The sequence below is a fragment of the Polynucleobacter sp. P1-05-14 genome, assembly GCF_018881675.1.
GTDB lineage: Bacteria > Pseudomonadota > Gammaproteobacteria > Burkholderiales > Burkholderiaceae > Polynucleobacter.
This window is the reverse complement of sequence record NZ_JACVPV010000005.1, coordinates 101,918-127,399: the sequence shown is the minus strand read 5'-3', so window position 1 is coordinate 127,399 and position 25,482 is coordinate 101,918. Positions and strand designations below refer to the sequence as shown.

The window sequence follows — 25,482 nt, the reverse complement described above, 5'->3', positions numbered from 1 at the left end:
TTACAGAGTAAGCACGGTCAACTTTGGCACTCATAGGGGTATTTGATTCTGGCGTTGGAGGCTTATCCGTATTGGATGAGGCTCTGCGTCAGCTGCCCCAGCATGACTATATTTATCTTGCTGACTCAGCCAACGCGCCTTACGGCGAAAAATCGAGCGACTGGATTGCCAAACGCAGCCTCACCCTTTGCGGCTATCTAGCCAGCAAAGGATGCGACGCTATCGTAGTTGCTTGCAATACTGCAACTGCTGAAGCGATAAAGCAAATTCGGGAAACGCTTTCTATTCCTATTATTGGTGTTGAGCCAGGCATTAAGCCAGCAGCCATGCAATCGCAAAACAATATTGTTGGTGTCCTCGCTACTGAGACGACTCTCAAGAGCGATAAGTTCAATGCATTATTAAATACCCTTCCAAATGATTGTCAGTTCATTAGACAAGCTGGCGCAGGACTGGTTCCTTTAATCGAGTCTGGCAATGCGGATAGCGAAGAAACCTTGGAGCTGTTGGCTAAACATCTTGAGCCGATTCAAGATGCAGGTGCAGATACCTTGGTGCTAGGCTGCACGCACTACCCTTTTTTAAGAAAAGGGATTCGTAAGCTCCTTGGTGAATCCATTACGCTGATTGACACCAGTGAGGCTGTAGTTAGACAACTCAAAAGGCAGCTTGAGAATCTGCAAGAGGTGATTCCTACCGTGCAGCATGGAGCGGTACTATTCCTGAGCAGTAAAAATGAAGAATCGCTATTGATGATGGCGCAAGATTTAATGTCTGCTGACTTAACTTCTCATGCAGTTGAAGCACGCATCTTGGGTGAAATGAGATGAGCACCTTTCTCAATAAATTAGATGCCTTTCTACCGTTCAATAAAACAGAACGCATCATTATTGGCATTGTAGTTTTATTACACGCCCTGCCTGCACTTGAGTTTTTGCACTTTAGTCAGCGCCCGCCGCAAATGGATGATGAGCGCGTCATGGCAAATTTGGTGAGCCCCGAGGCATCCACAGTCCAGCAGCCACCAGCCGCTGCTCCGCCAAAGACTAAAGAGCAGAAAAAAGTAGTTAAAGAAAAACCAAAAGAGAAGTCTTCGGATAAACCCAGTCCGACTCAAGCACAGCAGACGCCACAGCAAAACCAAGCACAGAGCAAGTCTGAGTCTCAGTCGCCATCTCAATCGCAGACCCAAAACGCTGCTGTTGCCCCTGCAACCAGTGGGGGTGCTAGCGGCACGCCGATTCAGACCGACATTGGTAAACTAGTTGTGGTTTATCAGCCTGATGCTGACGCTTACTATCCTTCGTTCTCTAAACGCTCTGGCGAACAAGGTGCAGTTGTAGTGCGGTTGATCATCGATGAAACTGGTAACGTAGAAGATGTGGCATTGCTGCAATCAAGCACTTTTCCTAGGCTTGATCGCGCTGCAACTGATATTGGCAAACGTTATCGCTTTAAACCTTTTTTAGTAAATGGTTCGCCCCAAAGAATTTCCACCAATCTTTTAATCAAATTTAATCTCAAGAATTAATCAATATGAATACACCATTTGGCATTGCAAATCTCTGGCTTGAAGGCGATGTGATTACACGATTTGTAGCAATTGCCCTGCTCATCTGCTCTATTGTGACTTGGGTCATTTTGCTCACTCGACTTTGGGATTTACGTAATCTACGCAAACTCAAGCCTGAACTTGAGCAATTCTGGCGTGCCACTTCATTTGATCAAGGCTTACAAGCATTTAGCAATCATGCTGCCAATCCTTACTATCAAATTGCCAAGTCTGCGACTAAAGCATCTGCGCATCATCAAAGTCAATCGACCAACCACCGTGAATTACTGCAAACACTAAACTACTCTGAGTGGATGGCAAGAAGCCTTAAAAATAGTGTTGACAGCATTGCGGCCGGATTACAAAAGGGCTTGACCTTTTTAGGATCTACTGGCGCAATCGCTCCATTTATTGGTTTGTTTGGCACTGTTTGGGGCATCTATCATGCCCTGATTGCCATCAGCAGCTCAGGAAGCGCGCAACTGGATCAAGTGGCTGGCCCCATTGGCGAAGCGCTCATCATGACTGCACTTGGTCTTGCGGTTGCTATCCCTGCCGTATTGAGTTTTAACGCCATTAATCGCGCCAATAAATTATTTGTTGCTGACCTCAATCGCTTTGGCAATGATCTATTAGCCTACTTCGTTACTGGTGCCCGCGTTAACTCCGGAGAATAGTCATGTCTTTTCATATCCAAGACGACCAAAATGACGATAACATCATGTCGGAAATCAATATGACGCCGATGGTGGACATCATGTTGGTGTTGTTGATTATTTTCATCATCACACTACCGGTGATTCAGCAGGCAGTGAAGGTAGAACTTCCTAAGGCCAATAGCGTACGCAACGAAGTAAAACCTGAGTCAGTGCAGCTTTCAATCGATGCTAATGGTCAAATCTTTTGGAATAGTACTCCGATCGATTTAAAGACCTTTGATGGCTATGCTGAAAAAGCCGCCCAGAAAGATCCTCAACCAGAAATTAATCTGCGAGCTGACAAATCCGTGAAGTATGAATATGTTGCGCAGGTGTTGGCTGCATCGCGCCGCGCTGGCTTAACAAAACTCGGATTTGTAACAGAGCCGAACTAAGCGTTACTTAGCCCTGTATGGCGCTTTCGAGGGAAAACAAGTCTCTTCACTAGTGTGGGTGCCGCTTCCTATAGTTGCACCCAAGATACCACCCTGTATTTTCTCGACCTTCTTGAGCTTGCCGGTTACTGGGTCAAGCGTAATATTAGTGATGACATTGCCTGCAGAATACGAAACTCCCATAATTTCTTCAGGCTGAAAATTTGCTTCTATCAATATCAAAATATTGGGTCGCGCCAAGGTGATGCTCCTGACAACTTGTGTTCCATACATATCTGACTGATCTAGGTCACGATCATCTAAAAAGATCTTGGCCTTTTGGGCGCCCGAAGCAAGAGTCATTTTCATCCCATACTCTTCGGTGTAGCCTTTTTCTGTGCGCTTGCAATTAAATTCGAGAACGTCAACGCCCCACGCAAGGGATGAAAAGATCAAGCTTGAGCAAATGAGAAGTTTAGGTAAATTCATAAACGAGGTAGAAGTGTCTTTGGTGCCCGAGGCCGGAATCGAACCGGCACGACTTTTTTGAGTCGGCAGATTTTAAATCTGCTGTGTCTACCGATTTCACCACTCGGGCTCGCATCAACAATAAAGCCGTGCTAAATAAGTCAAGACAAGCGAAATTTTAGCACGCAAGCCACTTATACGACGCTGGAGTCCCTTTTTCACCGCAATCCAAGGGTGTGCTATATAAAACATCTAAAATACATCCATGAATTTACCGGAAAAATCATCGGGGCTAGGCAAGCTTTTGCGCTCTGGAATATGGCTTATAGGGCTATGTCTCATAGCCGGCCTAGCAGGCACTCTTGCCTATTTATACTCTGCCCAATCCAATATCTCCGGCAAACGTGCAATTAAAAGTCTGGGTGATTCTGTTGCCATTACCTTTGATGCGTCTGACATTCCTCATATCAATGCAAAAAGCCAAGCAGATGCCTATTTTGCTTTAGGCTACCTACATGCTAGTGAACGCTCCTGGCAAATGGAAATGAATCGACGTATTGCGAGCGGTCGACTTTCAGAAATATTGGGTAATGACACCGTAAAAATTGATCGCTTTGTGCGCACCCTCGGCATCAAGCGTGCAGCTGAACGCCAATTTGATCGTTACCCCGTTTCTGCCAAGCGTCTACTACAAGCCTATGCCGATGGTGTCAATGCTGGTAATGCGCAATTAGGCTGGGCTCTCCCAGTGGAGTATTTCTTAACAGGTTCAAAACCAGGCCATTGGTCACCAACAGATAGCGTAGCTTGGATGCTGATGATGGCTTATGACTTAGGTGGAAATTGGCAGAAAGAGTTACAAAGACTTGAGCTCTCACAATTCCTGAGCACCAAACAAGTATGGGAAGTGATTCAGCCATATGAAAATGATGAGCCCGTCAGCAATGTTGATTTTTCCAAGCTCTATAGAGAGTTGAAGGTCTTTCACCCCTCTCCTGGTCCAGCAGAAAGCAGGCCTCAGAATTTGCCTGCAACCGAATTGAGCCAGTTAGATCAAATGGGAGCAAGAGATGGTATCGGCTCCAATAACTGGGCCTTGAGCGGCAAGCTCAGTACTTCTGGCAAGCCCTTATTGGCCAATGATCCCCATCTGGGACTTTCCGCTCCGGCTGTCTGGTACTTCGCCCACCTTGAAGCCCCTGGTTTAAATGTCATCGGTGGCACCCTCCCTGGAATACCTGCAGTGGTTTTGGGTAGAACGGATAAGTTTGCATGGAGTTTTACTAATACCGGGCCTGACGTTCAAGATTTATACATTGAGCAAATTGATTCAAAGAATCCGGGCATGTATCGAGGTCCTGATGGACCACTTCCATTCAAAGTGCATCAAGAGATTATTGATATCAAAGGATCTCCATCGTTGACTTTCTTGGTAAAAGAAACTCGACATGGTCCCGTTATCTCTGATTCCTATGCAAAGGCCAAACGTACGATTGATACGGATCGCTTTGCTCTTGCCTTGCGCTGGACAGCACTCGATCTTGAAAACCAATCAGTTGCTGGCTTGATGGATATGAATCGTGCAGCTGATCTTGATCAATTTAAACAAGCTCTACGAAAAAATTATGCCCCGATGCAAAACGTGGTGATGGCAGATACAGAAGGTAATATTGCTTATCAGGCGGCGGGAGTGGCTCCCAAAAGAATTCTGCACCAGGGGCTTTATGGGGTAGCGCCAGCTCCTGGCTGGGAACGTCAGTATGACTGGAATGGCTATGTCCCATTTGAACAACTCCCCTCCAGCAACAACCCAGAGCAAGGTTGGATAGCGACCGCCAATCAAAAAATTATTGTGGCTAATGATCCCAACCCTTTAACGGGCGACTGGGACTTACCAACCCGTTATGACCGCATAGTTGATCTCATCAAATCTAAGGACACCCATTCGGCTGATGATATGAAAATCATGCAAGGCGATACCCTATCGCTTGGGGCAACACCCCTATTAGAACTATTTAAGGCCAGCCAAAGCTCTCATCCCTTAAGCGCGCAAGCAATGGAGATTGGTAAAAGTTTTGATGGCAATATGAAAGTAGATAGCGCAGGCGCACTTATTTTCAACGCCTGGGCGGACCAATTAACGCGCAATCTCTTCTCTAGATTGAGTTACCTATTTACTGAAAATTATGGGGCACGTAACTATCGCGCTCCACTAATACAGCAAGTGAAAAACCCTAACAGTCCCTGGTGTGACGATCCAAAAACTGAGAAGGTTGAATCCTGTCAGGAGTCCTCCAATCAGGCGCTTGATAAAGCCCTGGATTACTTAAGCAAGGAGTATGGCAGCGATCCTAAATCTTGGGCCTGGGGCAAAGCGCATATCGCCGTCTCTGAGCATCGTCCATTTAGCAAGGTGCCGCTACTGGGAGGTTTATTTAATATCAAAACCCCCTTCCCTGGGGATAGCTTTTCTGTCAATGTGGGACGACTTGAGCTGATGCAATCCAATAATCCCTATGAAACACTTCAGGCTCCAAGCTTACGGACAGTCTATGATTTATCCGATTTGGAGAAATCACTCTTTGTATATCAGACAGGCCAATCTGGATGGGTGCAAAGCAAGCTCTATCGCAATATGAACTCTTTGTGGGCCAATAATGAATATCTCCCGCTGCAGATGAAGCCAGAAAAGACTGGTCGACAGCTTGAATTGATGAATAAATAAGCATTTCGATAAATGCTAAAAATCCCACGACTGCCATTCATGGCAGGTAAAATGTGATTATTGTGACCAGAAATTTTAAAGGGCCTTTCATGAAAAAATTATCTTCTCTGCTTGTTCTAGCCACCACCATAATTTGCTCTCCCAACGCATTTGCAGAATGGCAAGAGATCGGCAAACCTGATGCTTTCACTCTTTACGTAGACGCAGCTACGATTCAAAAGCAAGGCGATAAAGTACAAATTATGTCTTTATTGGATTTCAAAAAACCGGGACAAAATCCAAAAACTAAAGAGACTGCAAACTCCCTTATTGGCCTTAACGAATTTGATTGCAGCGCCACGAAGTATCGCCCTATCGAATTTAAAGTCTTTTCCGGGAATATGGGCAAAGGCAAAGTAGTAGAAGAACAAAAAACTCCAGATAGCTCTTTTGAGCCTATTGAGAATGGATCTTGGCCAGCCGGAGTCTTTAACGTTGCTTGCCGGACAAAGTAAAACAGGTTTATTAACGCTGAAAGCGATTGTCCTAGCCGTCTTAGGGATATCGGTTTTTTTTATTAGCGGATGCGCTGCGCCTTTAGCCGCTTTAAGTAGTTCCAGTACGGCAGCTGCCAGCGCTGTTGGAACTGCTGCTGTAGCCAATCCTGGAACAGCAGTTAGCCTTGCATCAACTGCAGCCACAGGCAAGTCCCCTTTGGAACACGCTGCATCTGCTGCTACCAAGAAGGAATGCAGCTTCTTTAATGTGATTGACTCAAAACCTATCTGCATTGAAGTTGTCCTGCCAACGATTACTGACAATAGCGAGCCCTTATTGGGTCCTGCGGATACGATTCAAAAATCCGCCCAGCAATAACTCTGCCACCCACCCCCAACCAGGGGATAACAGACTAAAATTACACCTTATAAGCATTCCACTAACAATTTCATATGATCACTGAAAACTATTACCTCACCCTCACCTGCCCCAATAAGCCTGGCATTGTTGCCGCGGTCTCTACTTACATATTTGAACTGGGGGGTGATATTGAAGAGGCTCAACAGTTTGATGACAAAGCGTCAAAGCGCTTTTTTATGCGCGTCAGCTTTAGCTGTCCTGCGAATGTAGAGTCGCTCAGAGCGGGCTTTGTGGAAATTGCAAAGCGTTTTGAGCTCACTTGGGAGCTACGTGCCGTAAAGGATCTTAAGCGCGTATTAATCATGGCTTCCAAGTTAGACCATTGCCTGGTTGACCTTCTCTATCGCTGGCGCATTGGTGAATTGCCAATGATCATCTGCGGTATCGTCTCTAATCATCCTCGTGACGTCTACGCCAGCATCGATTTTGCAGATATTCCCTTCTACCACTTACCAGTCACACCTGAAACCAAGCCGGCACAAGAAGCCAGGCTTCTAGAAATCGTTGCCGAGTCTAAGGTTGATATGGTGATTTTGGCGCGCTACATGCAAATCTTGTCCGATGATTTATCGACCAAGCTATCTGGCCGCTGTATTAACGTACATCATTCATTCCTACCTAGTTTTAAGGGTGCCAAGCCTTATCACCAAGCACATGCGCGCGGTATCAAACTGATTGGAGCTACCGCCCATTTTGTGACCAGCGATCTGGATGAAGGTCCGATCATCGAACAAGACGTAACTCGCGTTACCCATGGCGACACACCAGATGATTTGGTACGAAAGGGTCGAGATTTAGAGCGCGCCGTTCTCTCAAGAGCTTTGCGTTACTACCTACACGATCGCGTCCTTATTAATGGAGCGACTTCAGTAGTCTTTTCTGATTAACTGAGGAAGGACCTTTACTACGGCCTCACCCCTGGAGATTCTAGGGGTAGACCTCTAGCTCGCCACATTAGAAACAACTCTAACTGCGCCATCTCTGGCGAACCATATTCAAATTGTTGCGCCCGTACACCGCTCATGCAGTTCCGTAGGCGCCTTTGTAATGACCCTAGAGTTTGCCACTCTAAGCGATATATCGGATAGGCATTGGGATGCCCTTGCGGTATCAGGCTGCCACCAAGCTTTAGACCTGCTCTATCCTCATGACATTGCGCACAAGATAAATTCAGCTGCCCCATACGCTCATTAAAAGTTTGCCTTCCCTTTTTTAAGAAAGATGCGTTAGTAGAGTTTTCATTAACTGCAATTGGCATGCCCTTGGACTGAAACGCAATAAAGGCAGTTAAGGCTAAGAGATCTTTGCTCTCGTAGACTAGGGCGGGAGCTGATTGAGCGCTGACGCGACACTGATTGATCTGACCTTCCAGTGTTTGGAGTTTGCCTTTGATGACTTTAGGATATTGCGTAGCTACACCACGCATGGATTTTTTTGCATCTCCATGACAGGTGCTACAAGAATTATTTTTTGGGCCAAGCTTTTGTTGCCACAGGCTTTCTCCATCACCAACCCAAAACATTGCTGGATTGAGTGAGGGGTCATCCTGCATCGCCTTGTTCTCGCCAGACATTAATTCATAACTAGATTGCTGTGATGGCGGCACCGCTTTGGCTATCCCCATGCATGTGAAGTTAGCAAGCATGAGATAAATACTGCTAAGAAAAAGAGATGTCTGCTTATTCACGAAACAGTAATGTGAGACTGGTTTATCGCCTCGTACCCATCATCCCCAACCCATCTGAACTCCAGGGTTCCAGACTCAACAGCGATAGTAGTAAAGATGATCAAGGGATTAGCCCCAATCCCTGAATAGAAATCCGCTTTAAAGACTTCCACGGTGTTGTAGGTGCAGGTAAAGGTACGAATGATGTCGCGCGGAATGGGCTTACCGCCCTCGCTATATCGAAAACCAGACTCCATATCATGCTGCGCAATTGCGCGAATCTCAATAATGGAATCTTTTTTTGCCGTCGCCGGCATCGTAATGGATGTACGGGAAGTTTTACTCATACCATCTCCGTACATGCTGAAAGGGTTACCAAAGTTTCAGCAGAACCTTGCCAAAAACTACCATTACTCATTTGCGCAATAGCCCATACCTTCTGACTATCAGCTAAACGGACGCGAGTCGTAATATTGGCAGTTCCTGAGCGAGGGGTAAGGTACGCAGTAAAGATATTGGGTAAAGGATTACCCTCGGCAATCACATATATGGTCTTAACGTAATCATTGGCAGTCATCGGACTATCTACGCTGACCTTCAAAACCACTAGATTGCCGTTCTCCACCAGCGGAGGAATAGTTAGAGTAACCTTACCCTCCCGAAGAGTGGCGCCACCAACAATTTTTTTAATGGCTTCATTTGCATCCTCTTTTTTAGCAAAGGCTGTTAAAGGACTTGCTAGCAAGCCAAGGGTCATGAGCCCAAGACCCTGAACCTGCTTAAGCCATTTTCGGCGATGCTGGTAAATAATATTTTTCATCTTGGTTACAGTTAGTTTTGATTATTCAAAGTCATTAAGAAAGCAATCACGTCTTCGATCTCTTGGCCACTCAATATGGTTTGATCAACAAATTTAGAGGCTACACGATTGAGATGGCTTGTTTGATAGTAGGCTGGCATGATCGTTTGTAGATTGAAATGCGCTGCATTTACGATACGGGCTCTTAATTGAGGTGCATTTAACCTCGCTACGCTTGACTTTAATTCGGGAGCTAAGTTCCCTTGAAAGCGTTCTTCCGGAAAGGGGCCGCTATGACACAACAAACACAAGCCCTTTTGACGACTTGCCACGATTACCCTGCCACGGGCTGGATTGCCTACCTCAGAAGAAAGGGATTCGAAAATCGAATCCCCCGTAATTACTTGAGCATGCACAGCATTCAGATTGAGGATGACTAGCCATAAAAACGCTAGTGCAATCCTCTTTCTCATCGACACAACTTCACTGTGAGCTAGCTCTTAAACCAACTTGATGCCGCTGTTTTTCAAAGGCACGGTGCGCAAGCGTTTACCTGTCGCACGATAAATGGCATTGAGAACAGCTGGTGCAGCCACCGCAATCGTTGGTTCACCCACCCCACCCCAGTCTTTGCCACCACCTTGAATGATGATGGTTTCGACTTTCGGCATCTGATAGAGGCGGATTGAGTTAAAGGTATCAAAGTTCTTCTGAACAACAGCACCATTTTCAATCGTGATCTCTTCTTCGAATAAAGCGGATAGGCCGAAGACAAAGGAGCCGGACACTTGACGGGCAATTTGCGCAGGGTTTACTGCATAGCCCGGATCGGTAGCAGCAACAATGCGATGAATCTTCACTTCATTGCCGTTCTTAACCGATAGCTCACAGGCCGCAGCAACGTAACTACCGAATGAGCGCATTTGCGCAACACCACGATAGACGCCTGGGGCAGCTGGCTTAGTCCAGCCGATACCATCAGCCACTGCATTCAATACTGCAACTGCACGTGGATATTTTTCCATATGTTTGCGACGGAACTCTACTGCATCCATGCCGGTTGCTTCAGCCAACTCATCCATAAACGTTTCAATAAAGATTGCGTTTTGGTTGACGTTCACACCACGCCAGAATCCTGGTGGCACATGAGTATTACGCATCGCATGATCAATAGTGATATTAGGGAAGCTGTAAGTAATACCATGCTCCCCGCTGTCCTCAAGACCCTGGAAGGTCAAAGGATCTTTACCTTTGTTTGCGGCAACTACCGCCGGACGCACCGCAGCCAAAATAGATTGACCTGATAGGCGCATATTAATACCAGTGACGTTTTGCTTGTCATCGATTGCTGCAGTCATCTTACACATCATGATGGGATGGTAGCGACCCTGGGTCATATCCTCTTCACGAGTCCAAATCAACTTAATAGGAGTGCCTGGCATTTGCTTGGCAATATTGACCGCTTGTGTTGTGTAATCCTGGAAAGCGCCACGACGACCAAAGCCACCACCAAGGTTTACCTTATAAACATTACATTTTTCCGCAGGAAGTCCAGATGCAGCAATAACAGCTGCCAATGAAGCTTCACCGTCTTGAGTTGGAACCCAAGCCTCACAAGAGTCGGCAGTCCACTTTGCAGTCGCTGTTTGCGGCTCTAAGGTGGCATGATTTAAGAATGGGTAGAAATAAGTAGCTTCTAATTTCTTAGATGCACCAGACATCGCTGCTTTGACATCACCATTGATGTTATGTACAAAAGCATCATCAGCGTTCAAACCCGCTTCCAACATCTTCTTAATAGAAGCGCTGGAGACGTTGGCGTTGGACCCACTATCCCAAACGATATTCACTTGGTCTAAAGCGGTTTTAGCCTGCCAAAATGTTTCAGCGACAACTGCTACCGCTGAGTCACCGACCTGAACTACTTTCTTCACGCCTCTCATACTCTGCGCTTTAGCTGCATCGTAGCTTTTCACTTTGCCGCCAAATACTGGGGACTCTTTAATATTAGCTACCAGCATGCCTGGCATCTTCAAGTCAATTGCATAGACCTGTCGACCAGTCACTTTGTCAGAAACACCGTCGATACGATTGACAGGCTTACCAATCAAGGTCCATTCTTTGGGATCCTTCAATGGGACGTCTTTTGGCACTTCCAACTGTGATGCTGCTACAGATACTTTACCGAAAGTCGTTTTTTTGCCAGACGGTGTATGGGTAATCACGCTATCTTTTGCAACGCATTCAGAAGCAGGAACATTCCACTGGTTGGCTGCAGCCTGAATCAACATCATGCGCGCAGCAGCTCCACCTTTACGAACATATTGTTCAGAGGTGCGAATACCGCGACTGCCACCAGTTGAGTAGCTGCCCCATGCCAGCTTACGCTTTAAATTCTCGCCAGGTGATGGATAGTCATAAGACACTTTTTTCCAATCGCATTGCAATTCTTCTGCAACTAACTGCGCTAAACCTGTGATCGTGCCCTGCCCCATTTCGGAACGAACAATGCGCACGACAACATCATCATTTGGCTTTACTACCACCCAAATACCAATTTCTGGTGTAGCTAATGGCGTCATAGCAGTGGTGCCAGTGCCCATGGCTGCATTTGCAGCAGACATGAAAGAGAGATCGAGCCCAATGGCTAAGCCAGTGGCAATTGCACTAGAGCCAATAACAAAATGGCGACGGGAAGTATTTGTATTTGTAGTCATGTCTTTCCCCTTAAGCCTTGCTAGCAGCATGAATCGCTGCGCGCACTTGCTGGAATGTGCCACAGCGGCAGATATTAGTAATGGATTCATCGATCTGCGCATCGGTAGGCTTTGGATTATTTATTAACAAGGCTGTGGTTGCCATCACCATGCCAGACTGACAGTAACCGCACTGAGGCACTTGATTATCTACCCACGCTTTTTGAACTTTAGAAAGCTGACCGCTCTTCTCCAAGCTTTCAATGGTCTCAATTTTTTTACCTTCAGCTGCACTTACAGGAATTGAGCAACTACGAATAGCCTGACCCTCGAATAACACTGTGCATGCGCCGCATTGACCCACTCCACATCCATACTTAGTGCCGGTTAATCCAACCTGTTCGCGGATTACCCAAAGCAATGGGGTTTCTGGATCTACGTCCACCTTGTATTTTTTGCCATTGACATTCAATTCAGCCATTAGTGCTCTCCTGTAAATTCTTTTTATGGTGTCAGGGGTGAGTTCATTACCCCTTTTTATCGTGTGCTTATCTTAACTAAGAATTAATATATTGCTATGCAACATAAATTAATGGGCAGTAAGATAAAGCATGATTTTTGGTCTCGTACAAATCCTTCTCTTTCAAAGCTTGGGCGAACTCGTTTCTAAGTTCCTTTTGCCGACGCTACCTGGTCCTGTCATTGGATTGGTTCTCCTAGTACTGTGGCTGGTTTTACGCAAGGGGATTAATTCCGATTTAGCCATGGTGGGTGATGGCTTTAGTCAGTACCTTGGGCTTCTCTTTGTTCCAGCTGCCGTTGGCGTGGTGCTTTTCCTGCCGCAACTCAAGGCAAATGCATGGGCCATTATTAGCGCCCTCATTGGTAGCGTTATCCTCACCATTGCCTCTAGCGCGTTAGTCGCTCGTTTATTGAGCAAGAAAGAATCTCATGAGTGAAAAGCACTCCATCGTCGAGATTTGGGTTTACTTATCAGGTAGCCCGCTTTTTGCCTTGTTCATTACGCTGGCGGCTTATCAAATTGGCCTCAGTATTTATAAGGCCAGTCATCAGAATCCATTAGCCAATCCAGTAGCAATTGCCATTTTGATTGTGGCAAGCACGATTCAATTTATTGAAATGCCCTACTCGACTTATTTTGAGGGCGCTCAGTTTATTCACTTTCTATTGGGATCGGCGACGGTATCTTTAGCCATTCCCATCTACAGAGGATTGGGCAGTCTTAAGGGGAGATCACTCCCCTTGATTGCTTCGCTCTGCACAGGCGGTTTGGTGTCAATCATTAGTGCGGTAGGTATTGCTACTGTGCTTGGGGCAGACTCCAGCATCTCTGGTGCCATGTATCCAAAATCTGTTACCGCACCAATTGCCATGGGTATCGCAGAGCGTATTGGCGTCTCACCTACCTTGACAGCCATCTTTGCAGTAAGTACCGGAATACTAGGCGCTATTTTGGCACCCTTTGTATTGAATGCATTGGGTATGAAAGCTTGGTGGCAAAGAGGTTTTGCCATTGGCATCGGTGCACATGGCATCGGCACATCACGTGCGTTTAGCATTCACCCTGAAGCGGGAACATATGCCAGTCTAGCGATGGGCATGAATGGCGTTGTCAGTGCAGTGGCGATTCCTGTGATCTATCACTTGTTTAACAAGTGATAGATCTCTGTTTCTTTAATCCGCTTATTTAATCTGCATCGCTACATCAATAGCATCGCCTAACACGCTACACATAAACTCGAGCTCTTCAGGCTTAGAGATAAATGGAGGCCCTACGGCAATAGCGTCACCCGCCACCCTTACTAAAGTGCCTCTTTCAATACAGGCCTCCAGCACCTTCATGGAACGAAGACCCGGCTTCCCAGGGACAGGGTCAAGCTCAACAGCCCCAGATAAACCAAAGTTACGAATATCCAAAATGCCAGACTTACCTTTAAGGGCATGAAGTCCATCCTCTAAAACAGGTTCAAGGGCTCTAGCCCGATTGACCAAATCATCAGACTCGAAGATATCGAGCACTGCATGGCCTGCAGCTGCTGGGATTGGATGCCCTGAATAGGTATAGCCATGGAAAAATTCAATTGCTTGCTCTTGACCACCATTCGAAATAATGTTGTCGTAAATATCTCCACGCACAATCACACCACCCATTGGAATCACGCCATTTGTAATCCCTTTAGCAAAAGTAATCATGTCGGGTGTCACACCAAAACGATCTGCACCGAAGTTTGCGCCTAAGCGCCCAAAGCCAGTAATCACCTCATCAAAGATCAGCAAAATACCGTGCTTAGTACAGATCTCACGAATCTTTTGTAAATAGCCATCCGGTGGGACTATGACTCCGGTTGACCCTTGCACAGGTTCCATGATGACAGCAGCAATCGTATTGGCATCATGAAGAGCAACAATCTTTTCTAATTCTTCTGCCAAATGGGCACCCCACTTTGGCTGTCCCCTTGAGAATGCCATCTGCGAGAGATTTAACGTATGTGGCAAATGATCTACACCGGGCATCATCATGCTGGCAAACATTTTGCGATTGGCGACCATGCCGCCTACGGATATACCGGCGATACCAACACCGTGATAAGCGCGATCTCGACCAATCAGTCGAATACGGGATGCATTACCCATTACTCGGTGATAACCAATGGCGATCTTCAATGCAGTATCAACCGCCTCAGAACCAGAGTTGGTGAAAAATACTTTATCCAGTCCCTCCGGCGCCATCTTCGCAATTCGACTAGCTAAGCTAAAAGTTGTTTCACTGGCCATCTGAAATGCAGGGCAATAGTCCATGGTTTCAAACTGCTTTTGAATCGCTGCACCAATACGTGGATCAGCATGCCCCAATGGGGAGCACCATAGCCCAGATAAACCATCAAACAGCTTACGACCCTGATCATCAAAGTAGTAAGCTCCCTTGGCAGACTGCATGATCTTCGGATGGTGCTGAAAGTAGCGGTTTGGTGTGAAAGGCAGCCAATAGGCTGACATATCAATTCCGCTGGTTGTTTTGTTCATTGTTGTCATGCGTTTCTCTATTTGATCTTTTTGAAACTAGATTCTGAATTTCCAATACTATATTACTCATCTCACTATCGGATCATTAAATGCGCTATTTCAAATCCCTCATCCTTGGCTCGTTAGGACTTTTGATTTTAAGTAACTTGGCTCTTGCCGCCCCCGATACAGATTGGCCTAAAAAACCGATTGTTGCGATTGTGTCTTTTCCTGCAGGCGGATCTACCGATATCTTTGCGCGAAGTGTGACGGCACCATTAGCAGAAGCATTGGGACAATCCATCGTTGTGGAGAACAAGCCGGGCGCTGGCGGTATGATTGGCTTACAAGCTGGCGCTAAAGCTGCTCCTGATGGCTACACTATCAACATTAGCGCGCTGACAAATCAATCGATTTCTTCAGCCTTATTTAAAAATCCACCGGCTGACTTACAAAAAGATTTTGTTCCAGTGGCATTAATTGGAACAATTCCCCATTTAATTGTGGTGAACCCCAGCGTTCCAGCAAAAAACCTTCCCGAACTCATCGCCTTTATTAAATCTAAAAAGGGTGACTTTAATTACGCATCGCAAGGTAATGGCAGCCTCTCCCACTTAGAGTCCACTTTGTTTATGCAACGTATCGGCGCAACAGGAACCCATATTCCTTATAAGGGCAGCAGCTTTGCTTTGCCTGATTTGATTGCGGGCAACACCCTCATGATGTTTGACAGCGTAACAGCTTCATTGCCCCATATTCAGAGTGGCAAGCTACGCCCGATTGCTATCGCCGCAGCAGAACGCTCTCCTTTAATGCCCAATGTTCCCACTCTCGGACAAGATGGCCTGAAGCAGTTTGATGTGGAAAACTTTTATGCGGTTTATGTTCCCAAGGGAACATCTCCACTGATCATTGCAAAATTAGAAAAAGAAATCCGTAAGATTCTTACGAATCCAGATTTCAAAGCGCGTATGGCAGCCCAAGGTATTCATCCTCAGTTTGCAAACTCCGAAAAATTGTCTGAAATTACTGCAAGCGAAGCTAGTAAATGGGAGAAGGTAGTAAAGTCAGCGAATGTTAAAGTTGATTAAGTCGTTAAATAGATAAGTCCTTATGTTGATATCCCCTCCTTTTGGTAGTCGCGCCCCTGTTTTAGCTAAAAACACCGTTGCGAGCTCTCAACCACTGGCTACTCAAGCTGGCATTGAAGCTCTACAAAGTGGCGGCAACGCAGTGGATGCGGCACTTGCAACTGCAATCACGCTCACAGTTGTTGAACCTACGATGAATGGCATAGGCGGAGATGGCTTTGCAATCCTTTGGGATGGTAAGAAATTACATGGCTTAAATGCTTCTGGCCGAGCCCCTGCAGCGTGGAAGCCGGAGTATTTTTCCGGCAAAGAGGCTATGGATTTAATTGGTTGGAATACAGTTACTGTCCCAGGCATGGTTGCTGGCTGGATCGAACTCTCCAGAAAGTTTGGCAAGCTGCCCTTTGCGCAATTGTTTAAACGCGCGATCGATTATGCGGAAAATGGTTTTCCAGTTTCACCTGTCATCGCCCGTCAATGGCGTGAAGCTATTCCAATCCTTAAAAACCAACCTGGTTTTGTAGAATCATTTTTAATTGATGGTAAAGCACCTCAAGCGGGACAAATCTGGAAATACTCCGCACAAGCCAAAACTCTCAAAGAAATTGCCGCTACAGAAGGCGACTCTTTTTATAAAGGCCCCCTTGCACAGAGTATGGTGGATTTTGCGCAAGCTACTGGTGGTTGCTTCACTATGCAAGACTTCGCCGATAACCAGCCGGAGTGGGTCGAGCCTTTAGCTTTCGATTATGGTGATTACACTCTTCATGAAATTCCGCCAAATGGATCTGGTATCGCCGCTCAAATTGCCCTAGGTATTTTGCAGGCAGCTAATGTGAAGCAGTACCCCGCCAACTCAGCGCAACGGATTCATTTACAAATTGAAGCAATGCGGATGGCGTTTGCTGATGTTTATGCCTACGTTTCAGATGCACGCTCTATGCAAATGCCGGTGAGCTCTCTTTTAAATAGAGATTACTTAGCTAATCGTGCAGCCATGATTGATCACAACATGGCTGGGAGCTATGGACCTGGAGACCCACACTCAGGCGGTACTGTTTACTTATGTGCCGCCGATGAATCCGGCATGATGATTTCTTATATTCAATCCAACTTCAAAGGCTTTGGCTCTGGAGTAGTCGCCCCAGGTGGCATTGCTTTTCATAATCGTGGCATGAGCTTCCGATTAGAAGATGGGCACCCCAATCAAGTTGCTCCAGGTAAGCGCCCTTTCCACACCATTCTTCCCGCCTTCCTCACTAAGGATGGCAAACCTACTATGGCATTTGGTGTGATGGGCGGCAATATGCAGCCGCAGGGTCATATTCAATTCGTGATGCGCTTTGTAGATGAATACCTTAATCCACAAGCCTGTTCTGATGCGCCACGTTGGCGTATTGATGATGTAGGCAAGCTCACTGTGGAAGCGGCAATGCCCCAGAGCGTGGTTGATGGATTGAAAGCGCTAGGACATGAGGTTGCTGTACAACCAGCAAACAGCTTGGACTTTGGCAGTGCGCAAGCAATTGCCAAACTCTTAGAAGATGCCGACTCTGCTTTTATTGCTGGCAGTGATCACCGTAGAGATGGATTGGCGGCTGGCTTCTAATAAAGAAGCTATATAGCAAAAGCTTCTTGTAGCACACCAAGACTGGCAGATAGGGTTTTTGGATTGCTCTTGCCCACTTTCTTGACCAAGCGCGCTTTATCAACAGCTCTGATTTCATCCAAAAGAATCAGCCCCTTCTTGCCATCGTGCGTAATGGGTACCCGAAAGCCCGCAGGTCTACCCTTGCTAGTCATAGGCGCAACAATGATGGTACGCAAATGATCATTTAAATCTTGAGGTGATACCACAATACAAGGAAGTGTTTTTTTAATTTCACTTCCGATCGTAGGATCTGAATTGATAAGCCAAATTTCTCCACGAGAAACAATGCTCTTTACCAAGCCCAATCTCCATTATCTTCGTTTGCAAAATCTCCAAGCACCAAATTATCCTCGCCAACCTTAGCAAGGCTTTGGGCATCTTGAGCCCAATGCTCTCTCACAGTATTTTTGGGCTTACTTAGAATAATTTTTTCTCCGTCGACCGACATCTCAACAATCTCCTTTAATCCAGATTGATCAAGAATAATCTTTGGGATAACCACGCCTTTAGAGTTGCCAATAGTTCGAATAGCTACCTGTAGTGGTGCTCTAGTTTTAGCATTAGATTTATGGCTCTTATTCATAGTAATAACAATGTTTTTACATTACTCGGCAGACGTCAAATAAGGGAATATATCCCTACTTGGACGGCAAGCAATTTAGATAGAAGCGCTTGATCTCCTGATCGCAACTGACATCTCTGGGCTCAATCGGCCTCTGTAAAGAAATGCCTTCAATCGTTTTACAACGGCTTAGGGCAACATAGACTTGTCCCGAGGCAAACGCTCCTGATGAGAGGTCAACTTTCACTTTATCAAGCGTTTTGCCCTGGCTCTTATGAATCGTTACAGCCCAAGCCAGCATGAGCGGTATCTGAACATAAGTGCCGATGATGCTGGGAGATATCTTTCCTGACATCATGTCGTGATCGTAACGATAAGACTCCCACTGATGGCCTGTTACCTCTACCGTATTTGCGTAAGGCCCGTTTTGCACCATCACCTTCACCTTATCTGGCAGTAACTCACGCACTACACCGATCGTACCGTTGACCCAGCGCTTAGGAAATCCAGGATCCGTTGCAGTGAACATCACTTTGGCGCCAACCTTAAGTACTAAATTATTAGGTGACGGTAGGTTACGCTCATCAATATTAAATTTTCCAGTCGACGAACCTGAGTAGACTTTGCCCTCAACGGAAATTGCCCGCAAGCCTGCTCCATTTATTTGATCTGCTCGTGCATTCGTAGTGGTCAGAGTGATGGTCTGCTCATCTATCTCGGCATCTTTGCGATAGCACTGGGCATTCAGAGTATCAAGAGCCTCATCAATGTCATGATTAATCCGAATGCGATTTAATAAGCCTGCGAAGTGCTCATCCTTTTGACGGAAGATCTTAGAGAGCTCAACCATAGTGACGTCTTTGCGATGTAAGGCCATGGCACAAAAGAAATAAGGTCCTTCGTAACCACGCTCTGCTAGGAATTGCATATCAGAACTAGAGACTACTGGTGGCAGCTGGAATAAATCCCCCACAAATATTACCTGAATGCCACCAAAGGGCTTGCCTTTTTGCGGACCGTTCTCGCGCAGAAACAAATCCATTGCGTCCACGACATCCGCACGCACCATCGAGATCTCATCAATGATGAGTAAGCGGATATCTTTATAAAGACGCTTGTCGCGCAGGGGCTTAATATCTTCTTCTGGAAAAATGAGTCGTGGAGGCAACCTAAAAAAGGAATGAATGGTCACTCCTTTAACCTGGAGCGCGGCAACCCCTGTTGGTGCAACTACTACAACGTTACCGGGAATGGTTTCTCGTAAGTAGCCGATGAGGGTCGTTTTTCCAGTGCCCGCTTTACCGCTAACGAAGATGTAAGGATCGTGACGCTCAATAGCCTCAATTACCGCTTGGTAATCGGGGGTAATTTCAATTTCGGAGGAATCTACAACAGGATTAGTCATTCCCTATTGTTTCACGGCATGGGCTGCACATGGGCGGCGGAAAGTAAAAAAGCTCCCGTTGAGGAGCTTTTTTACTTTAATACTGTGGGGCGAACGACGGGGCTCGAACCCGCGACAACCAGAATCACAATCTGGGACTCTACCAACTGAGCTACGTCCGCCACTGAAGACCTAGATTATAGCTTTTTGCTCAAAATACTGTCAAAAACACCCTTTTAAGGCCCGCTATTAGGCGCTTTCGAACTCAAAGGCCGCCCAATCCCCAAGACATAAGCTCGCATCGATAAAGAAATCCAAGATGGCGGCCTTGCTCTGAACTTTGGCCAAGGCGTGATGATCTGAGAGACGTTGACGCCAATACCGTGATCCCGCCCGGCCATGAGCCAAGCCGAGGATATGTCTTGTAAAAGCCCCAATATAAAAAGGCTTGCCTTTGGCTTGGCATTCATCAAACCAAGCTTGCACTTGTTTAACCAAGGCAATCTGAATGCGGTGCCACTCGGTTTCACTAAAAAGATATCCAGCAGCATCGCCATCCGTGTTGATCATGTCATCCCAACCTAAGAGCAACGCAGGAAAATGATATGCAGCCCTTCCCACCATGAAACCATCAAAGTCATCCCAGTGGCCAGCAATTTGTTCATTAGTTTCCAAACCACCATTAAGCAATACTTTGAGATTCGGAAATTGCTTCTGCGCATCTACTCTGAGCTTTGCAGCTACTTCATAACGCAACGGTGGTTTGCTGCGATTCTCTTTTGGTGATAAACCTTTAAGCACTGCATTACGTGCATGAATGGTTACCTGACTGGCACCAGCATCGGCAACAGCAAGAATAAAGTTCAGCGCAAATTGGTAATCAGCTTCAGAATTTGCGGCATCCATCGAGTCCAAGCCCAGACGATGCTTTACGGAGATCGGAATATCAACCGCCCCCCTCATAGAGCGCACACAGTCTGCAACTAAATTAGGCTCAGCCATTAAGCAGGCGCCAAAGGCACCACGTTGCACGCGCTCTGAGGGGCAACCGCAATTGAGATCGATTTCATCGTAACCCCACTGTTGAGCTAGTTCGGCAGACCTTGCTAAGTCGCCGGGCTCTGAGCCGCCTAATTGCAAAACAATAGGATGTTGCTCTTGTGAATAATCTAAATGACGTGGCACATCCCCATGCATGAGCGTACCAGAAGTGACCATCTCTGTATAAAGAACAGCCTCTTTAGTGAGCGTGCGATGAAACGAACGGCAATGGCGGTCCGTCCACTCCATCATAGGGGCAACTGCTAAGCGTTTCTTTGGAGTATTGGTCATGAACTTCGATTAAATGGCGATTGACCGCCATTTTAAATGCATAAGGGCAACCGAAGCTGCCCTTACTGAAGACGCACTTGATAGCCAGCTTATTTAGATAGCTTCGCCTCTAACTCAACCGCAAGATCCAAGGCACCCATGTAACCGGACTTCAGATGATTCGGTAGATCGGGGTCACCAACCATAGCGCCCAAGGTTTCTACAAGGCTAAAAACTAAACCTTTAGCAGCGCCCGCGGCAATCGTATTGTTTGCTACTGCTTGATCGATATGATTTACCGCATCCAGAAAATAATCATGGCCTGGGAGGCCATCTTGCCCTAAAGCTTCTTTGTTTAATTGTTTAGTCATTTGTGTCGTCCTATGAAGTCTTTATTTATAGCATTTGATCCACTTTATAGAAAAACTTGCGTGCATAGGCAAGAATTTCTTTATCAGCAGGATGATCAACCGTTTCTACGCCAACAATCTTTTCTGCAATATTGGCATCATGTTTGTGTGCGTGTTTGATGAGCTCTAATTTTGCAGATCCAGGCCCAAGAATCAAGATTTCTTTGGACTCATTCACGGCATTGATAACTGAATGTAAATATTTTGAATCTAAAGAGACTTTACCGCTACCGACTTCATTGGCATTGTGATGCAGATGAGTGTGGGTACTTTTACTGCGAATCACTTCGGCCTCGCTAGCCTCTTCGCTCAAGAACATTACGTGAGCTTCTTTATGGTCGATCCAAATTACTGCGTGATTTAATGACATATTCTTCCTATGATTAGTATTAACTACCCCTTCAGAATACTCCAGCAATGCTTAAGGATTACTGAAAAATCACTGTGGAAGCGCTATTAGGTTTGATTTATGTCAAATTGTTTGTATTAGTATTAAATTCGTATACTCAGACCATCCACATTTAAGCTCGTTACGGCCATGTCCCCCAATAAATACCTACCCATACGATATATTCCATTTTCTCTATGCATCCTGGGGGCTATTGCCAGTTTTACCTCTTTACAGCTGCATACACAGGCTTGGAATTTCTTCCTACTATTTGGCTTTTTGTCATTTGTAGGCATGTATGACATCACGCAAACCAAAATAGCCATTCTTCGCAACTACCCCGTTATCGGACATTTGCGTTTCATGCTTGAATTTATCCGCCCAGAAATTCGCCAGTACTTTATCGAGGGCGACAATGATGAAACCCCTTTTTCAAAAGAACAGCGCACATTAGTCTATTCACGCGCTAAAGCTGTACCGGATCAAATTCCTTTTGGCACCACTCTGGATGTCATGGCCCCTGGCTACCAATGGATTAATCAATCATTAGCCCCTACCCGCCTGCCCAGCCATGATTTCCGAGTCGAGATTGGCGACAAAGATTGCAAACAAAAATATTCAGCCAGCATCTTTAATATCTCAGCCATGAGCTTTGGGTCCCTTAGTGCTAACGCTATTTTGGCTTTAAATCTTGGTGCCAAAAAGGGTGGCTTTGCTCATGACACTGGCGAAGGCTCGATCTCTCAATACCACCGCATACATGGTGGCGATCTCATTTGGGAAATTGGCTCTGGTTACTTTGGCTGCCGCAATACCGACGGTAGTTTTAATGAGAAAAAATATGAGGAGAATGCTTTAGATCCTCAGGTCAAGATGATCGAGATTAAATTGAGCCAAGGCGCCAAGCCTGGTCATGGCGGCATCTTGCCGGGCTCTAAGGTGACGGCTGAAATAGCTGCAGCACGTGGCGTCAAGGAAGGGGAAGCCTGCATCTCCCCTGCTTCGCATAGCGCTTTCTCGACACCGCTTGAGCTGATTCATTTTGTGAAGAAGTTGCGTGATCTATCTGGCGGTAAGCCGGTTGGCTTTAAGTTCTGCGTTGGCCATCCATGGGAATGGTTTGGCATTGTCAAAGCCATGCTAGAGACTGGCATTCATCCGGACTTCATCGTAGTGGATGGCTCTGAAGGCGGGACAGGTGCATCGCCAGTGGAATTTACTAATCACGTGGGCACACCACTACAAGAAGGCCTGCGCCTGGTTCATAACACCCTTGTGGGTGTAAACCTAAGAAATCAAATCAAAATTGGTTGTGCCGGAAAGATCATTAGCGCCTTTGATATGGCTGTAGCTTTTGCTTTAGGTGCCGATTGGTGTAATAGTGCGCGTGGCTTTATGTTCTCCATTGGCTGTATTCAGGCGCAGGTTTGCAATACGGGCAACTGCCCTACTGGCGTCACTACACAGAATCCATTGCGCCAGAAAGCATTGGTAGTGCCGAATAAAGCTGAGCGCGTGTACAACTTCCACAATGAAACCCTGAAGACCTTAAAAGAGCTGGTAGAGGCTGCTGGATTACATCACCCCGGTGAAATTGATGCCCCTCACATCATCCGACGCATTAATAAGCATGAAGTACGTCTTTTATCCTTCTTACTCCCTGAAATGCCCGCTGGACTGTTACTAAAGGCAGAACATATAGATCCGAGCCTGAATTTGCCAAGAGTATTTGAGCTGTATTGGAATCGCTCCCAAGCCGAAAGCTTTGCTGCATTAAAAATTTAATTGTTGAAGGCTTTTAAATGATCTTAACTCCCCAGTTATTGGGTCTAGGAATTCAATCCCATATGCCAGTAACTGTAGTGACCTTGAAAAATCCAAGTCATATTCTTGATAAGGCGTAAGAATGGGATAGATCTGATCATGCTTCATGGGGATATTGAGGGCATTGAGATGGCAACGTAGTTGATGCTTTTTTCCACTACCAGGGGTGAGTCGATATTTAGCCCATGGCTTATTTGCCTCTATGATTTCAATCAAGGTATCTGTGTTTGGCTCACCCTCAACTTCTTGCATTTGCAGAAAATGTTCCGATTCTTGAATGCGGCTTTGATAAGTCAGTGGAAGTTTTTTTTCTAATTCTTCAGAGTATGGTGCTATCGCTTCATAGACTTTTTTGACCGCTCTATCCCTGAATAAATTTTGGTATTGAGCTCGCTCATTTGGATTAACTGAAAAGATAACTAGCCCCGCTGTATCACGATCAATTCGATGAATGGGACTGAGCGTTTGTATGCCTATTTTTTTCTTGAGTCGATTTAATAAGGTTTGATGCAGGTAAAGTCCGCTTGGCGTTACTGGCAAGAAATGCGGTTTATCTGCAACCAGAATATGCTCATCTTGATAGAGAATCTGCTCTTCAAATGGAATCTCTGGCTCGCGAGTCAGTCTCCTGAAGTACATCAGATGAGTATTCGGTTGATATGGATCAGCCACATTAAGAGGCTGTCCTTCCATATTTAGAATAAGGCCCTCATTAAAACGAAGCTCCCACTCAGTAGCTTGTATATGGGGAAATTGCGCTATGAAAAAGGCCAGCAAATTCAGATGGGTTTGATTTGCAGGCAAATACACCCGCGATGCTGAGACTCCTTCTGAATTAACTTGTGTGCTCATAGTACCCCATAGTTTGGAGCTCTATTTTATGCTTTTGCCAGAGCGTAATTGGCGTCGCTTTATTTGGCCTGACCAAATACTGGGTCGCGCTTTTCTAGGAAGGCGGTAATCCCCTCTCGGTAGTCACTTCCCATATACACATTCTTACGCAAGGATTGCAAGTGTTCAAAAACGGCGGGATTCATGACTGCGGCATCAGAGAGCATTTGTGCCTGGGCTTTGAGCACAGAGTTAGCCTGAGGTGAACGCGAAGCAATAGTTCGAGCCATTTGGTAAGTTTTTAACTCTAATTCACCAGAGACGTAGAGATGATTCAGGATGCCAATCTGCAAGGCACGATCAGCGCCTATAGGATCGGCAGTCAGGAACATCTCTTTAACAACGTTCAAGGGCATGCGTGACATGAAATGCAAAATTCCGCTCGCGGTATAAGGGAGTCCCAACTTGGCCGGTGTAATCGCAAAGGTCGAGTCGTGATCACCAATGGCAATATCGCAACTCATAATTAAATCAGTCGAAGCGCCCCATACCGAACCATCTACCATGGCTATCACTGGCGCTCTAAACGCCCTGATAGATTGAAGCAAAACCATAACAGGGTCATCAGCGGGCAAGGGATCCCGCTCTGATCTAGGTAATTCCATCACATCATGACCTGCAGACCAAACTTTATTTTTCTTATCGGCACGCAAAACCAATACGCGCACATCCTGTTTACCGAACTCTTCCAAGGCGTGATGCATTTCTTCGATTAAGCACTCACTTAATGCATTACGCTTTTCATAATGATTAAAGCGAATTGTGGCAATTAAATCTGCCTGTTCGGTTTTGATGTATTGATAGTTCAATGCGCTGTCTCTTTATTTATTATTTTTGGTTGTCTGCGTATTAAGCCGCAATCAAAATATCACCTAGCTCCATCTTCTCCCACCAGATAAAGGGTAAAAGATAGACCGGCTCCCCAGCATCCTGAAGAATTTCCAGCGCACCATCATTGGTCTTGTTAGCCTCATATTTTCCAGGATTTAGAGGTCTGCAGCCATTATCCGTACCGTCATTACGACGCATTCTGGCAATGATGTTTCGAGTGATATAGACGACCATATTTCC

30 protein-coding genes and 2 tRNA genes are annotated in these 25,482 nt (G+C 46.0%); 13 read left to right on the top strand and 19 right to left on the bottom strand.

Translation table 11 applies throughout. The annotated features are described in order from the left end of the window. The first annotated feature begins 23 nt into the window (after window positions 1-23). Genes murI through ICN37_RS03830 form a run of 4 tightly spaced genes read left to right on the top strand, consistent with a single transcriptional unit; the run spans window position 24 to window position 2,645 of the window. A complete protein-coding gene (gene murI, locus ICN37_RS03845; protein ID WP_216154989.1) occupies window positions 24-830 on the top strand; it encodes a glutamate racemase in 807 nt (268 codons plus the stop codon). Then, window positions 827-1,531 (top strand): energy transducer TonB, encoded by a 705-nt coding sequence (locus ICN37_RS03840; RefSeq protein WP_216154987.1) that lies wholly within the window; start codon window positions 827-829, stop codon window positions 1,529-1,531. Before murI ends, ICN37_RS03840 begins: the two co-directional genes overlap by 4 nt. 5 nt (window positions 1,532-1,536) lie before the next feature. Further along, the gene (locus tag ICN37_RS03835; RefSeq protein WP_215320007.1) at window positions 1,537-2,229 is read left to right on the top strand and encodes a MotA/TolQ/ExbB proton channel family protein; all 693 of its coding nucleotides are present in this window, start codon (window positions 1,537-1,539) and stop codon (window positions 2,227-2,229) included. Window positions 2,230-2,231: 2 nt separating this feature from the next. After that, window positions 2,232-2,645, top strand: coding sequence for a biopolymer transporter ExbD (locus ICN37_RS03830; RefSeq protein ID WP_216154985.1), 414 nt, complete (start codon window positions 2,232-2,234; stop codon window positions 2,643-2,645). A 3-nt stretch (window positions 2,646-2,648) separates the two neighbouring features. On the opposite strand, the gene ICN37_RS03825 is transcribed toward ICN37_RS03830, so the two are convergent. Together ICN37_RS03825 and ICN37_RS03820 are read right to left on the bottom strand one after the other, a co-directional pair. Next, the gene (locus ICN37_RS03825) at window positions 2,649-3,113 is read right to left on the bottom strand and encodes a hypothetical protein (RefSeq protein WP_255538456.1); all 465 of its coding nucleotides are present in this window, start codon (window positions 3,111-3,113) and stop codon (window positions 2,649-2,651) included. Window positions 3,114-3,133: 20 nt separating this feature from the next. After that, window positions 3,134-3,222, bottom strand: a tRNA-Leu gene (locus tag ICN37_RS03820). A gap of 135 nt (window positions 3,223-3,357) precedes the next feature. Between ICN37_RS03820 and ICN37_RS03815 the strand changes: the two genes are divergently transcribed. From ICN37_RS03815 to purU, 4 genes are all read left to right on the top strand, one after another. Further along, window positions 3,358-5,817, top strand: coding sequence for a penicillin acylase family protein (locus ICN37_RS03815; RefSeq protein WP_216154983.1), 2,460 nt, complete (start codon window positions 3,358-3,360; stop codon window positions 5,815-5,817). Between the two features lie 89 nt (window positions 5,818-5,906). Next, window positions 5,907-6,311, top strand: coding sequence for a surface-adhesin E family protein (locus ICN37_RS03810; protein WP_215320022.1), 405 nt, complete (start codon window positions 5,907-5,909; stop codon window positions 6,309-6,311). After that, a complete protein-coding gene (locus tag ICN37_RS03805) occupies window positions 6,292-6,672 on the top strand; it encodes a hypothetical protein (RefSeq protein ID WP_216154981.1) in 381 nt (126 codons plus the stop codon). Before ICN37_RS03810 ends, ICN37_RS03805 begins: the two co-directional genes overlap by 20 nt. 74 nt (window positions 6,673-6,746) lie before the next feature. Beyond that, complete coding sequence (purU, locus tag ICN37_RS03800) at window positions 6,747-7,601, top strand: formyltetrahydrofolate deformylase (protein WP_215320026.1); 855 nt, start codon at window positions 6,747-6,749, stop codon at window positions 7,599-7,601. A gap of 17 nt (window positions 7,602-7,618) precedes the next feature. Here purU and soxA read toward each other — a convergent pair whose 3' ends face one another. The 6 genes from soxA to ICN37_RS03770 are packed head-to-tail and all read right to left on the bottom strand — an operon-like array spanning window position 7,619 to window position 12,356. After that, entirely contained in the window at window positions 7,619-8,359 is a 741-nt protein-coding gene (gene soxA / locus ICN37_RS03795) for a sulfur oxidation c-type cytochrome SoxA (RefSeq protein WP_216154979.1), read from the bottom strand. A gap of 38 nt (window positions 8,360-8,397) precedes the next feature. Then, window positions 8,398-8,727, bottom strand: a complete 330-nt coding sequence (locus ICN37_RS03790; RefSeq protein ID WP_215320029.1) for a thiosulfate oxidation carrier complex protein SoxZ — start codon at window positions 8,725-8,727, stop codon at window positions 8,398-8,400. After that, complete coding sequence (locus ICN37_RS03785) at window positions 8,724-9,200, bottom strand: SoxY-related AACIE arm protein (RefSeq protein ID WP_216154977.1); 477 nt, start codon at window positions 9,198-9,200, stop codon at window positions 8,724-8,726. The genes ICN37_RS03790 and ICN37_RS03785 overlap by 4 nt, the downstream gene beginning before the upstream one ends. An 11-nt stretch (window positions 9,201-9,211) precedes the next feature. Continuing rightward, window positions 9,212-9,652, bottom strand: a complete 441-nt coding sequence (gene soxX, locus ICN37_RS03780) for a sulfur oxidation c-type cytochrome SoxX (protein ID WP_216154975.1) — start codon at window positions 9,650-9,652, stop codon at window positions 9,212-9,214. Between the two features lie 27 nt (window positions 9,653-9,679). Continuing rightward, the gene (locus ICN37_RS03775; protein ID WP_216154973.1) at window positions 9,680-11,896 is read right to left on the bottom strand and encodes a xanthine dehydrogenase family protein molybdopterin-binding subunit; all 2,217 of its coding nucleotides are present in this window, start codon (window positions 11,894-11,896) and stop codon (window positions 9,680-9,682) included. A 10-nt stretch (window positions 11,897-11,906) separates the two neighbouring features. Continuing rightward, window positions 11,907-12,356 carry a (2Fe-2S)-binding protein gene (locus ICN37_RS03770; RefSeq protein ID WP_216154971.1) on the bottom strand — a complete coding sequence of 150 codons (450 nt, stop codon included), beginning with the start codon at window positions 12,354-12,356 and terminating at the stop codon, window positions 11,907-11,909. A 130-nt stretch (window positions 12,357-12,486) separates the two neighbouring features. Here ICN37_RS03770 and ICN37_RS03765 point away from each other — a divergent pair, with 130 nt between their 5' ends. Both ICN37_RS03765 and ICN37_RS03760 read left to right on the top strand, forming a co-directional pair. Next, entirely contained in the window at window positions 12,487-12,834 is a 348-nt protein-coding gene (locus tag ICN37_RS03765) for a CidA/LrgA family protein (RefSeq protein ID WP_215361235.1), read from the top strand. Continuing rightward, window positions 12,827-13,555, top strand: coding sequence for an LrgB family protein (locus ICN37_RS03760; protein ID WP_216154969.1), 729 nt, complete (start codon window positions 12,827-12,829; stop codon window positions 13,553-13,555). The genes ICN37_RS03765 and ICN37_RS03760 overlap by 8 nt, the downstream gene beginning before the upstream one ends. A 24-nt stretch (window positions 13,556-13,579) precedes the next feature. Here ICN37_RS03760 and ICN37_RS03755 read toward each other — a convergent pair whose 3' ends face one another. Then, the gene (locus ICN37_RS03755; RefSeq protein ID WP_216155062.1) at window positions 13,580-14,920 is read right to left on the bottom strand and encodes an aspartate aminotransferase family protein; all 1,341 of its coding nucleotides are present in this window, start codon (window positions 14,918-14,920) and stop codon (window positions 13,580-13,582) included. Window positions 14,921-15,009: 89 nt separating this feature from the next. Here ICN37_RS03755 and ICN37_RS03750 point away from each other — a divergent pair, with 89 nt between their 5' ends. Both ICN37_RS03750 and ICN37_RS03745 read left to right on the top strand, forming a co-directional pair. Continuing rightward, window positions 15,010-15,990 (top strand): tripartite tricarboxylate transporter substrate binding protein, encoded by a 981-nt coding sequence (locus ICN37_RS03750; RefSeq protein WP_216154967.1) that lies wholly within the window; start codon window positions 15,010-15,012, stop codon window positions 15,988-15,990. 22 nt (window positions 15,991-16,012) lie between these two features. Continuing rightward, window positions 16,013-17,599: a gamma-glutamyltransferase family protein gene (locus tag ICN37_RS03745; protein WP_216154965.1), complete on the top strand. Its 1,587-nt coding sequence runs from the start codon at window positions 16,013-16,015 to the stop codon at window positions 17,597-17,599. 8 nt (window positions 17,600-17,607) lie between these two features. Here the strand turns inward: ICN37_RS03745 and ICN37_RS03740 are convergent, their stop codons facing one another. The 7 genes from ICN37_RS03740 to ICN37_RS03710 form a co-directional block, all read right to left on the bottom strand. Further along, window positions 17,608-17,928 (bottom strand): type II toxin-antitoxin system PemK/MazF family toxin, encoded by a 321-nt coding sequence (locus ICN37_RS03740; protein WP_216155060.1) that lies wholly within the window; start codon window positions 17,926-17,928, stop codon window positions 17,608-17,610. Between the two features lie 5 nt (window positions 17,929-17,933). Then, on the bottom strand, window positions 17,934-18,224 hold the full coding sequence (locus ICN37_RS03735) for an AbrB/MazE/SpoVT family DNA-binding domain-containing protein (RefSeq protein ID WP_216154963.1): 291 nt from the start codon (window positions 18,222-18,224) through the stop codon (window positions 17,934-17,936). A 55-nt stretch (window positions 18,225-18,279) separates the two neighbouring features. Continuing rightward, window positions 18,280-19,608: an ATP-dependent RecD-like DNA helicase gene (locus ICN37_RS11630; protein WP_216154961.1), complete on the bottom strand. Its 1,329-nt coding sequence runs from the start codon at window positions 19,606-19,608 to the stop codon at window positions 18,280-18,282. A gap of 85 nt (window positions 19,609-19,693) precedes the next feature. Continuing rightward, a tRNA-His gene (locus tag ICN37_RS03725) sits at window positions 19,694-19,769 on the bottom strand. 67 nt (window positions 19,770-19,836) lie between these two features. Then, complete coding sequence (dusA, locus tag ICN37_RS03720) at window positions 19,837-20,919, bottom strand: tRNA dihydrouridine(20/20a) synthase DusA (RefSeq protein WP_216154959.1); 1,083 nt, start codon at window positions 20,917-20,919, stop codon at window positions 19,837-19,839. Window positions 20,920-21,008: 89 nt separating this feature from the next. Next, window positions 21,009-21,269 carry a hypothetical protein gene (locus ICN37_RS03715; protein WP_216154957.1) on the bottom strand — a complete coding sequence of 87 codons (261 nt, stop codon included), beginning with the start codon at window positions 21,267-21,269 and terminating at the stop codon, window positions 21,009-21,011. 25 nt (window positions 21,270-21,294) lie between these two features. Beyond that, window positions 21,295-21,678: a translational machinery protein gene (locus tag ICN37_RS03710; protein WP_216154955.1), complete on the bottom strand. Its 384-nt coding sequence runs from the start codon at window positions 21,676-21,678 to the stop codon at window positions 21,295-21,297. Between the two features lie 168 nt (window positions 21,679-21,846). Between ICN37_RS03710 and ICN37_RS03705 the strand changes: the two genes are divergently transcribed. Then, the gene (locus ICN37_RS03705) at window positions 21,847-23,481 is read left to right on the top strand and encodes an FMN-binding glutamate synthase family protein (RefSeq protein ID WP_216154953.1); all 1,635 of its coding nucleotides are present in this window, start codon (window positions 21,847-21,849) and stop codon (window positions 23,479-23,481) included. Here ICN37_RS03705 and ICN37_RS03700 read toward each other — a convergent pair. The 3 genes from ICN37_RS03700 to ICN37_RS03690 are packed head-to-tail and all read right to left on the bottom strand — an operon-like array spanning window position 23,470 to window position 25,476. Further along, window positions 23,470-24,372 (bottom strand): pseudouridine synthase, encoded by a 903-nt coding sequence (locus ICN37_RS03700; RefSeq protein ID WP_216154951.1) that lies wholly within the window; start codon window positions 24,370-24,372, stop codon window positions 23,470-23,472. The genes ICN37_RS03705 and ICN37_RS03700 overlap by 12 nt on opposite strands. A 59-nt stretch (window positions 24,373-24,431) precedes the next feature. Further along, entirely contained in the window at window positions 24,432-25,220 is a 789-nt protein-coding gene (scpB, locus tag ICN37_RS03695; RefSeq protein ID WP_215320090.1) for a methylmalonyl-CoA decarboxylase, read from the bottom strand. 40 nt (window positions 25,221-25,260) lie between these two features. Then, window positions 25,261-25,476 carry a hypothetical protein gene (locus ICN37_RS03690; protein WP_215320092.1) on the bottom strand — a complete coding sequence of 72 codons (216 nt, stop codon included), beginning with the start codon at window positions 25,474-25,476 and terminating at the stop codon, window positions 25,261-25,263. Window positions 25,477-25,482: the final 6 nt, after the last annotated feature.

What these genes read in the sequence shown, in the direction of transcription:
- ICN37_RS03840 (WP_216154987.1), top strand. Translation starts at nt 827, where the DNA reads ATGAGCACCTTTCTCAATAAATTAGATGCCTTTCTACCGTTCAATAAA.
- ICN37_RS03835 (WP_215320007.1), top strand. Translation starts at nt 1,537, where the DNA reads ATGAATACACCATTTGGCATTGCAAATCTCTGGCTTGAAGGCGATGTG.
- ICN37_RS03830 (WP_216154985.1), top strand. Translation starts at nt 2,232, where the DNA reads ATGTCTTTTCATATCCAAGACGACCAAAATGACGATAACATCATGTCG.
- ICN37_RS03825 (WP_255538456.1), bottom strand. Translation starts at nt 3,113, where the DNA reads ATGAATTTACCTAAACTTCTCATTTGCTCAAGCTTGATCTTTTCATCC.
- ICN37_RS03815 (WP_216154983.1), top strand. Translation starts at nt 3,358, where the DNA reads ATGAATTTACCGGAAAAATCATCGGGGCTAGGCAAGCTTTTGCGCTCT.
- ICN37_RS03810 (WP_215320022.1), top strand. Translation starts at nt 5,907, where the DNA reads ATGAAAAAATTATCTTCTCTGCTTGTTCTAGCCACCACCATAATTTGC.
- purU (WP_215320026.1), top strand. Translation starts at nt 6,747, where the DNA reads ATGATCACTGAAAACTATTACCTCACCCTCACCTGCCCCAATAAGCCT.
- soxA (WP_216154979.1), bottom strand. Translation starts at nt 8,359, where the DNA reads ATGCTTGCTAACTTCACATGCATGGGGATAGCCAAAGCGGTGCCGCCA.
- ICN37_RS03790 (WP_215320029.1), bottom strand. Translation starts at nt 8,727, where the DNA reads ATGAGTAAAACTTCCCGTACATCCATTACGATGCCGGCGACGGCAAAA.
- ICN37_RS03785 (WP_216154977.1), bottom strand. Translation starts at nt 9,200, where the DNA reads ATGAAAAATATTATTTACCAGCATCGCCGAAAATGGCTTAAGCAGGTT.
- soxX (WP_216154975.1), bottom strand. Translation starts at nt 9,652, where the DNA reads ATGAGAAAGAGGATTGCACTAGCGTTTTTATGGCTAGTCATCCTCAAT.
- ICN37_RS03775 (WP_216154973.1), bottom strand. Translation starts at nt 11,896, where the DNA reads ATGACTACAAATACAAATACTTCCCGTCGCCATTTTGTTATTGGCTCT.
- ICN37_RS03770 (WP_216154971.1), bottom strand. Translation starts at nt 12,356, where the DNA reads ATGGCTGAATTGAATGTCAATGGCAAAAAATACAAGGTGGACGTAGAT.
- ICN37_RS03765 (WP_215361235.1), top strand. Translation starts at nt 12,487, where the DNA reads ATGATTTTTGGTCTCGTACAAATCCTTCTCTTTCAAAGCTTGGGCGAA.
- ICN37_RS03760 (WP_216154969.1), top strand. Translation starts at nt 12,827, where the DNA reads ATGAGTGAAAAGCACTCCATCGTCGAGATTTGGGTTTACTTATCAGGT.
- ICN37_RS03755 (WP_216155062.1), bottom strand. Translation starts at nt 14,920, where the DNA reads ATGAACAAAACAACCAGCGGAATTGATATGTCAGCCTATTGGCTGCCT.
- ICN37_RS03750 (WP_216154967.1), top strand. Translation starts at nt 15,010, where the DNA reads ATGCGCTATTTCAAATCCCTCATCCTTGGCTCGTTAGGACTTTTGATT.
- ICN37_RS03745 (WP_216154965.1), top strand. Translation starts at nt 16,013, where the DNA reads ATGTTGATATCCCCTCCTTTTGGTAGTCGCGCCCCTGTTTTAGCTAAA.
- ICN37_RS03735 (WP_216154963.1), bottom strand. Translation starts at nt 18,224, where the DNA reads ATGAATAAGAGCCATAAATCTAATGCTAAAACTAGAGCACCACTACAG.
- ICN37_RS11630 (WP_216154961.1), bottom strand. Translation starts at nt 19,608, where the DNA reads ATGACTAATCCTGTTGTAGATTCCTCCGAAATTGAAATTACCCCCGAT.
- dusA (WP_216154959.1), bottom strand. Translation starts at nt 20,919, where the DNA reads ATGACCAATACTCCAAAGAAACGCTTAGCAGTTGCCCCTATGATGGAG.
- ICN37_RS03715 (WP_216154957.1), bottom strand. Translation starts at nt 21,269, where the DNA reads ATGACTAAACAATTAAACAAAGAAGCTTTAGGGCAAGATGGCCTCCCA.
- ICN37_RS03710 (WP_216154955.1), bottom strand. Translation starts at nt 21,678, where the DNA reads ATGTCATTAAATCACGCAGTAATTTGGATCGACCATAAAGAAGCTCAC.
- ICN37_RS03705 (WP_216154953.1), top strand. Translation starts at nt 21,847, where the DNA reads ATGTCCCCCAATAAATACCTACCCATACGATATATTCCATTTTCTCTA.
- ICN37_RS03700 (WP_216154951.1), bottom strand. Translation starts at nt 24,372, where the DNA reads ATGAGCACACAAGTTAATTCAGAAGGAGTCTCAGCATCGCGGGTGTAT.
- ICN37_RS03690 (WP_215320092.1), bottom strand. Translation starts at nt 25,476, where the DNA reads ATGGTCGTCTATATCACTCGAAACATCATTGCCAGAATGCGTCGTAAT.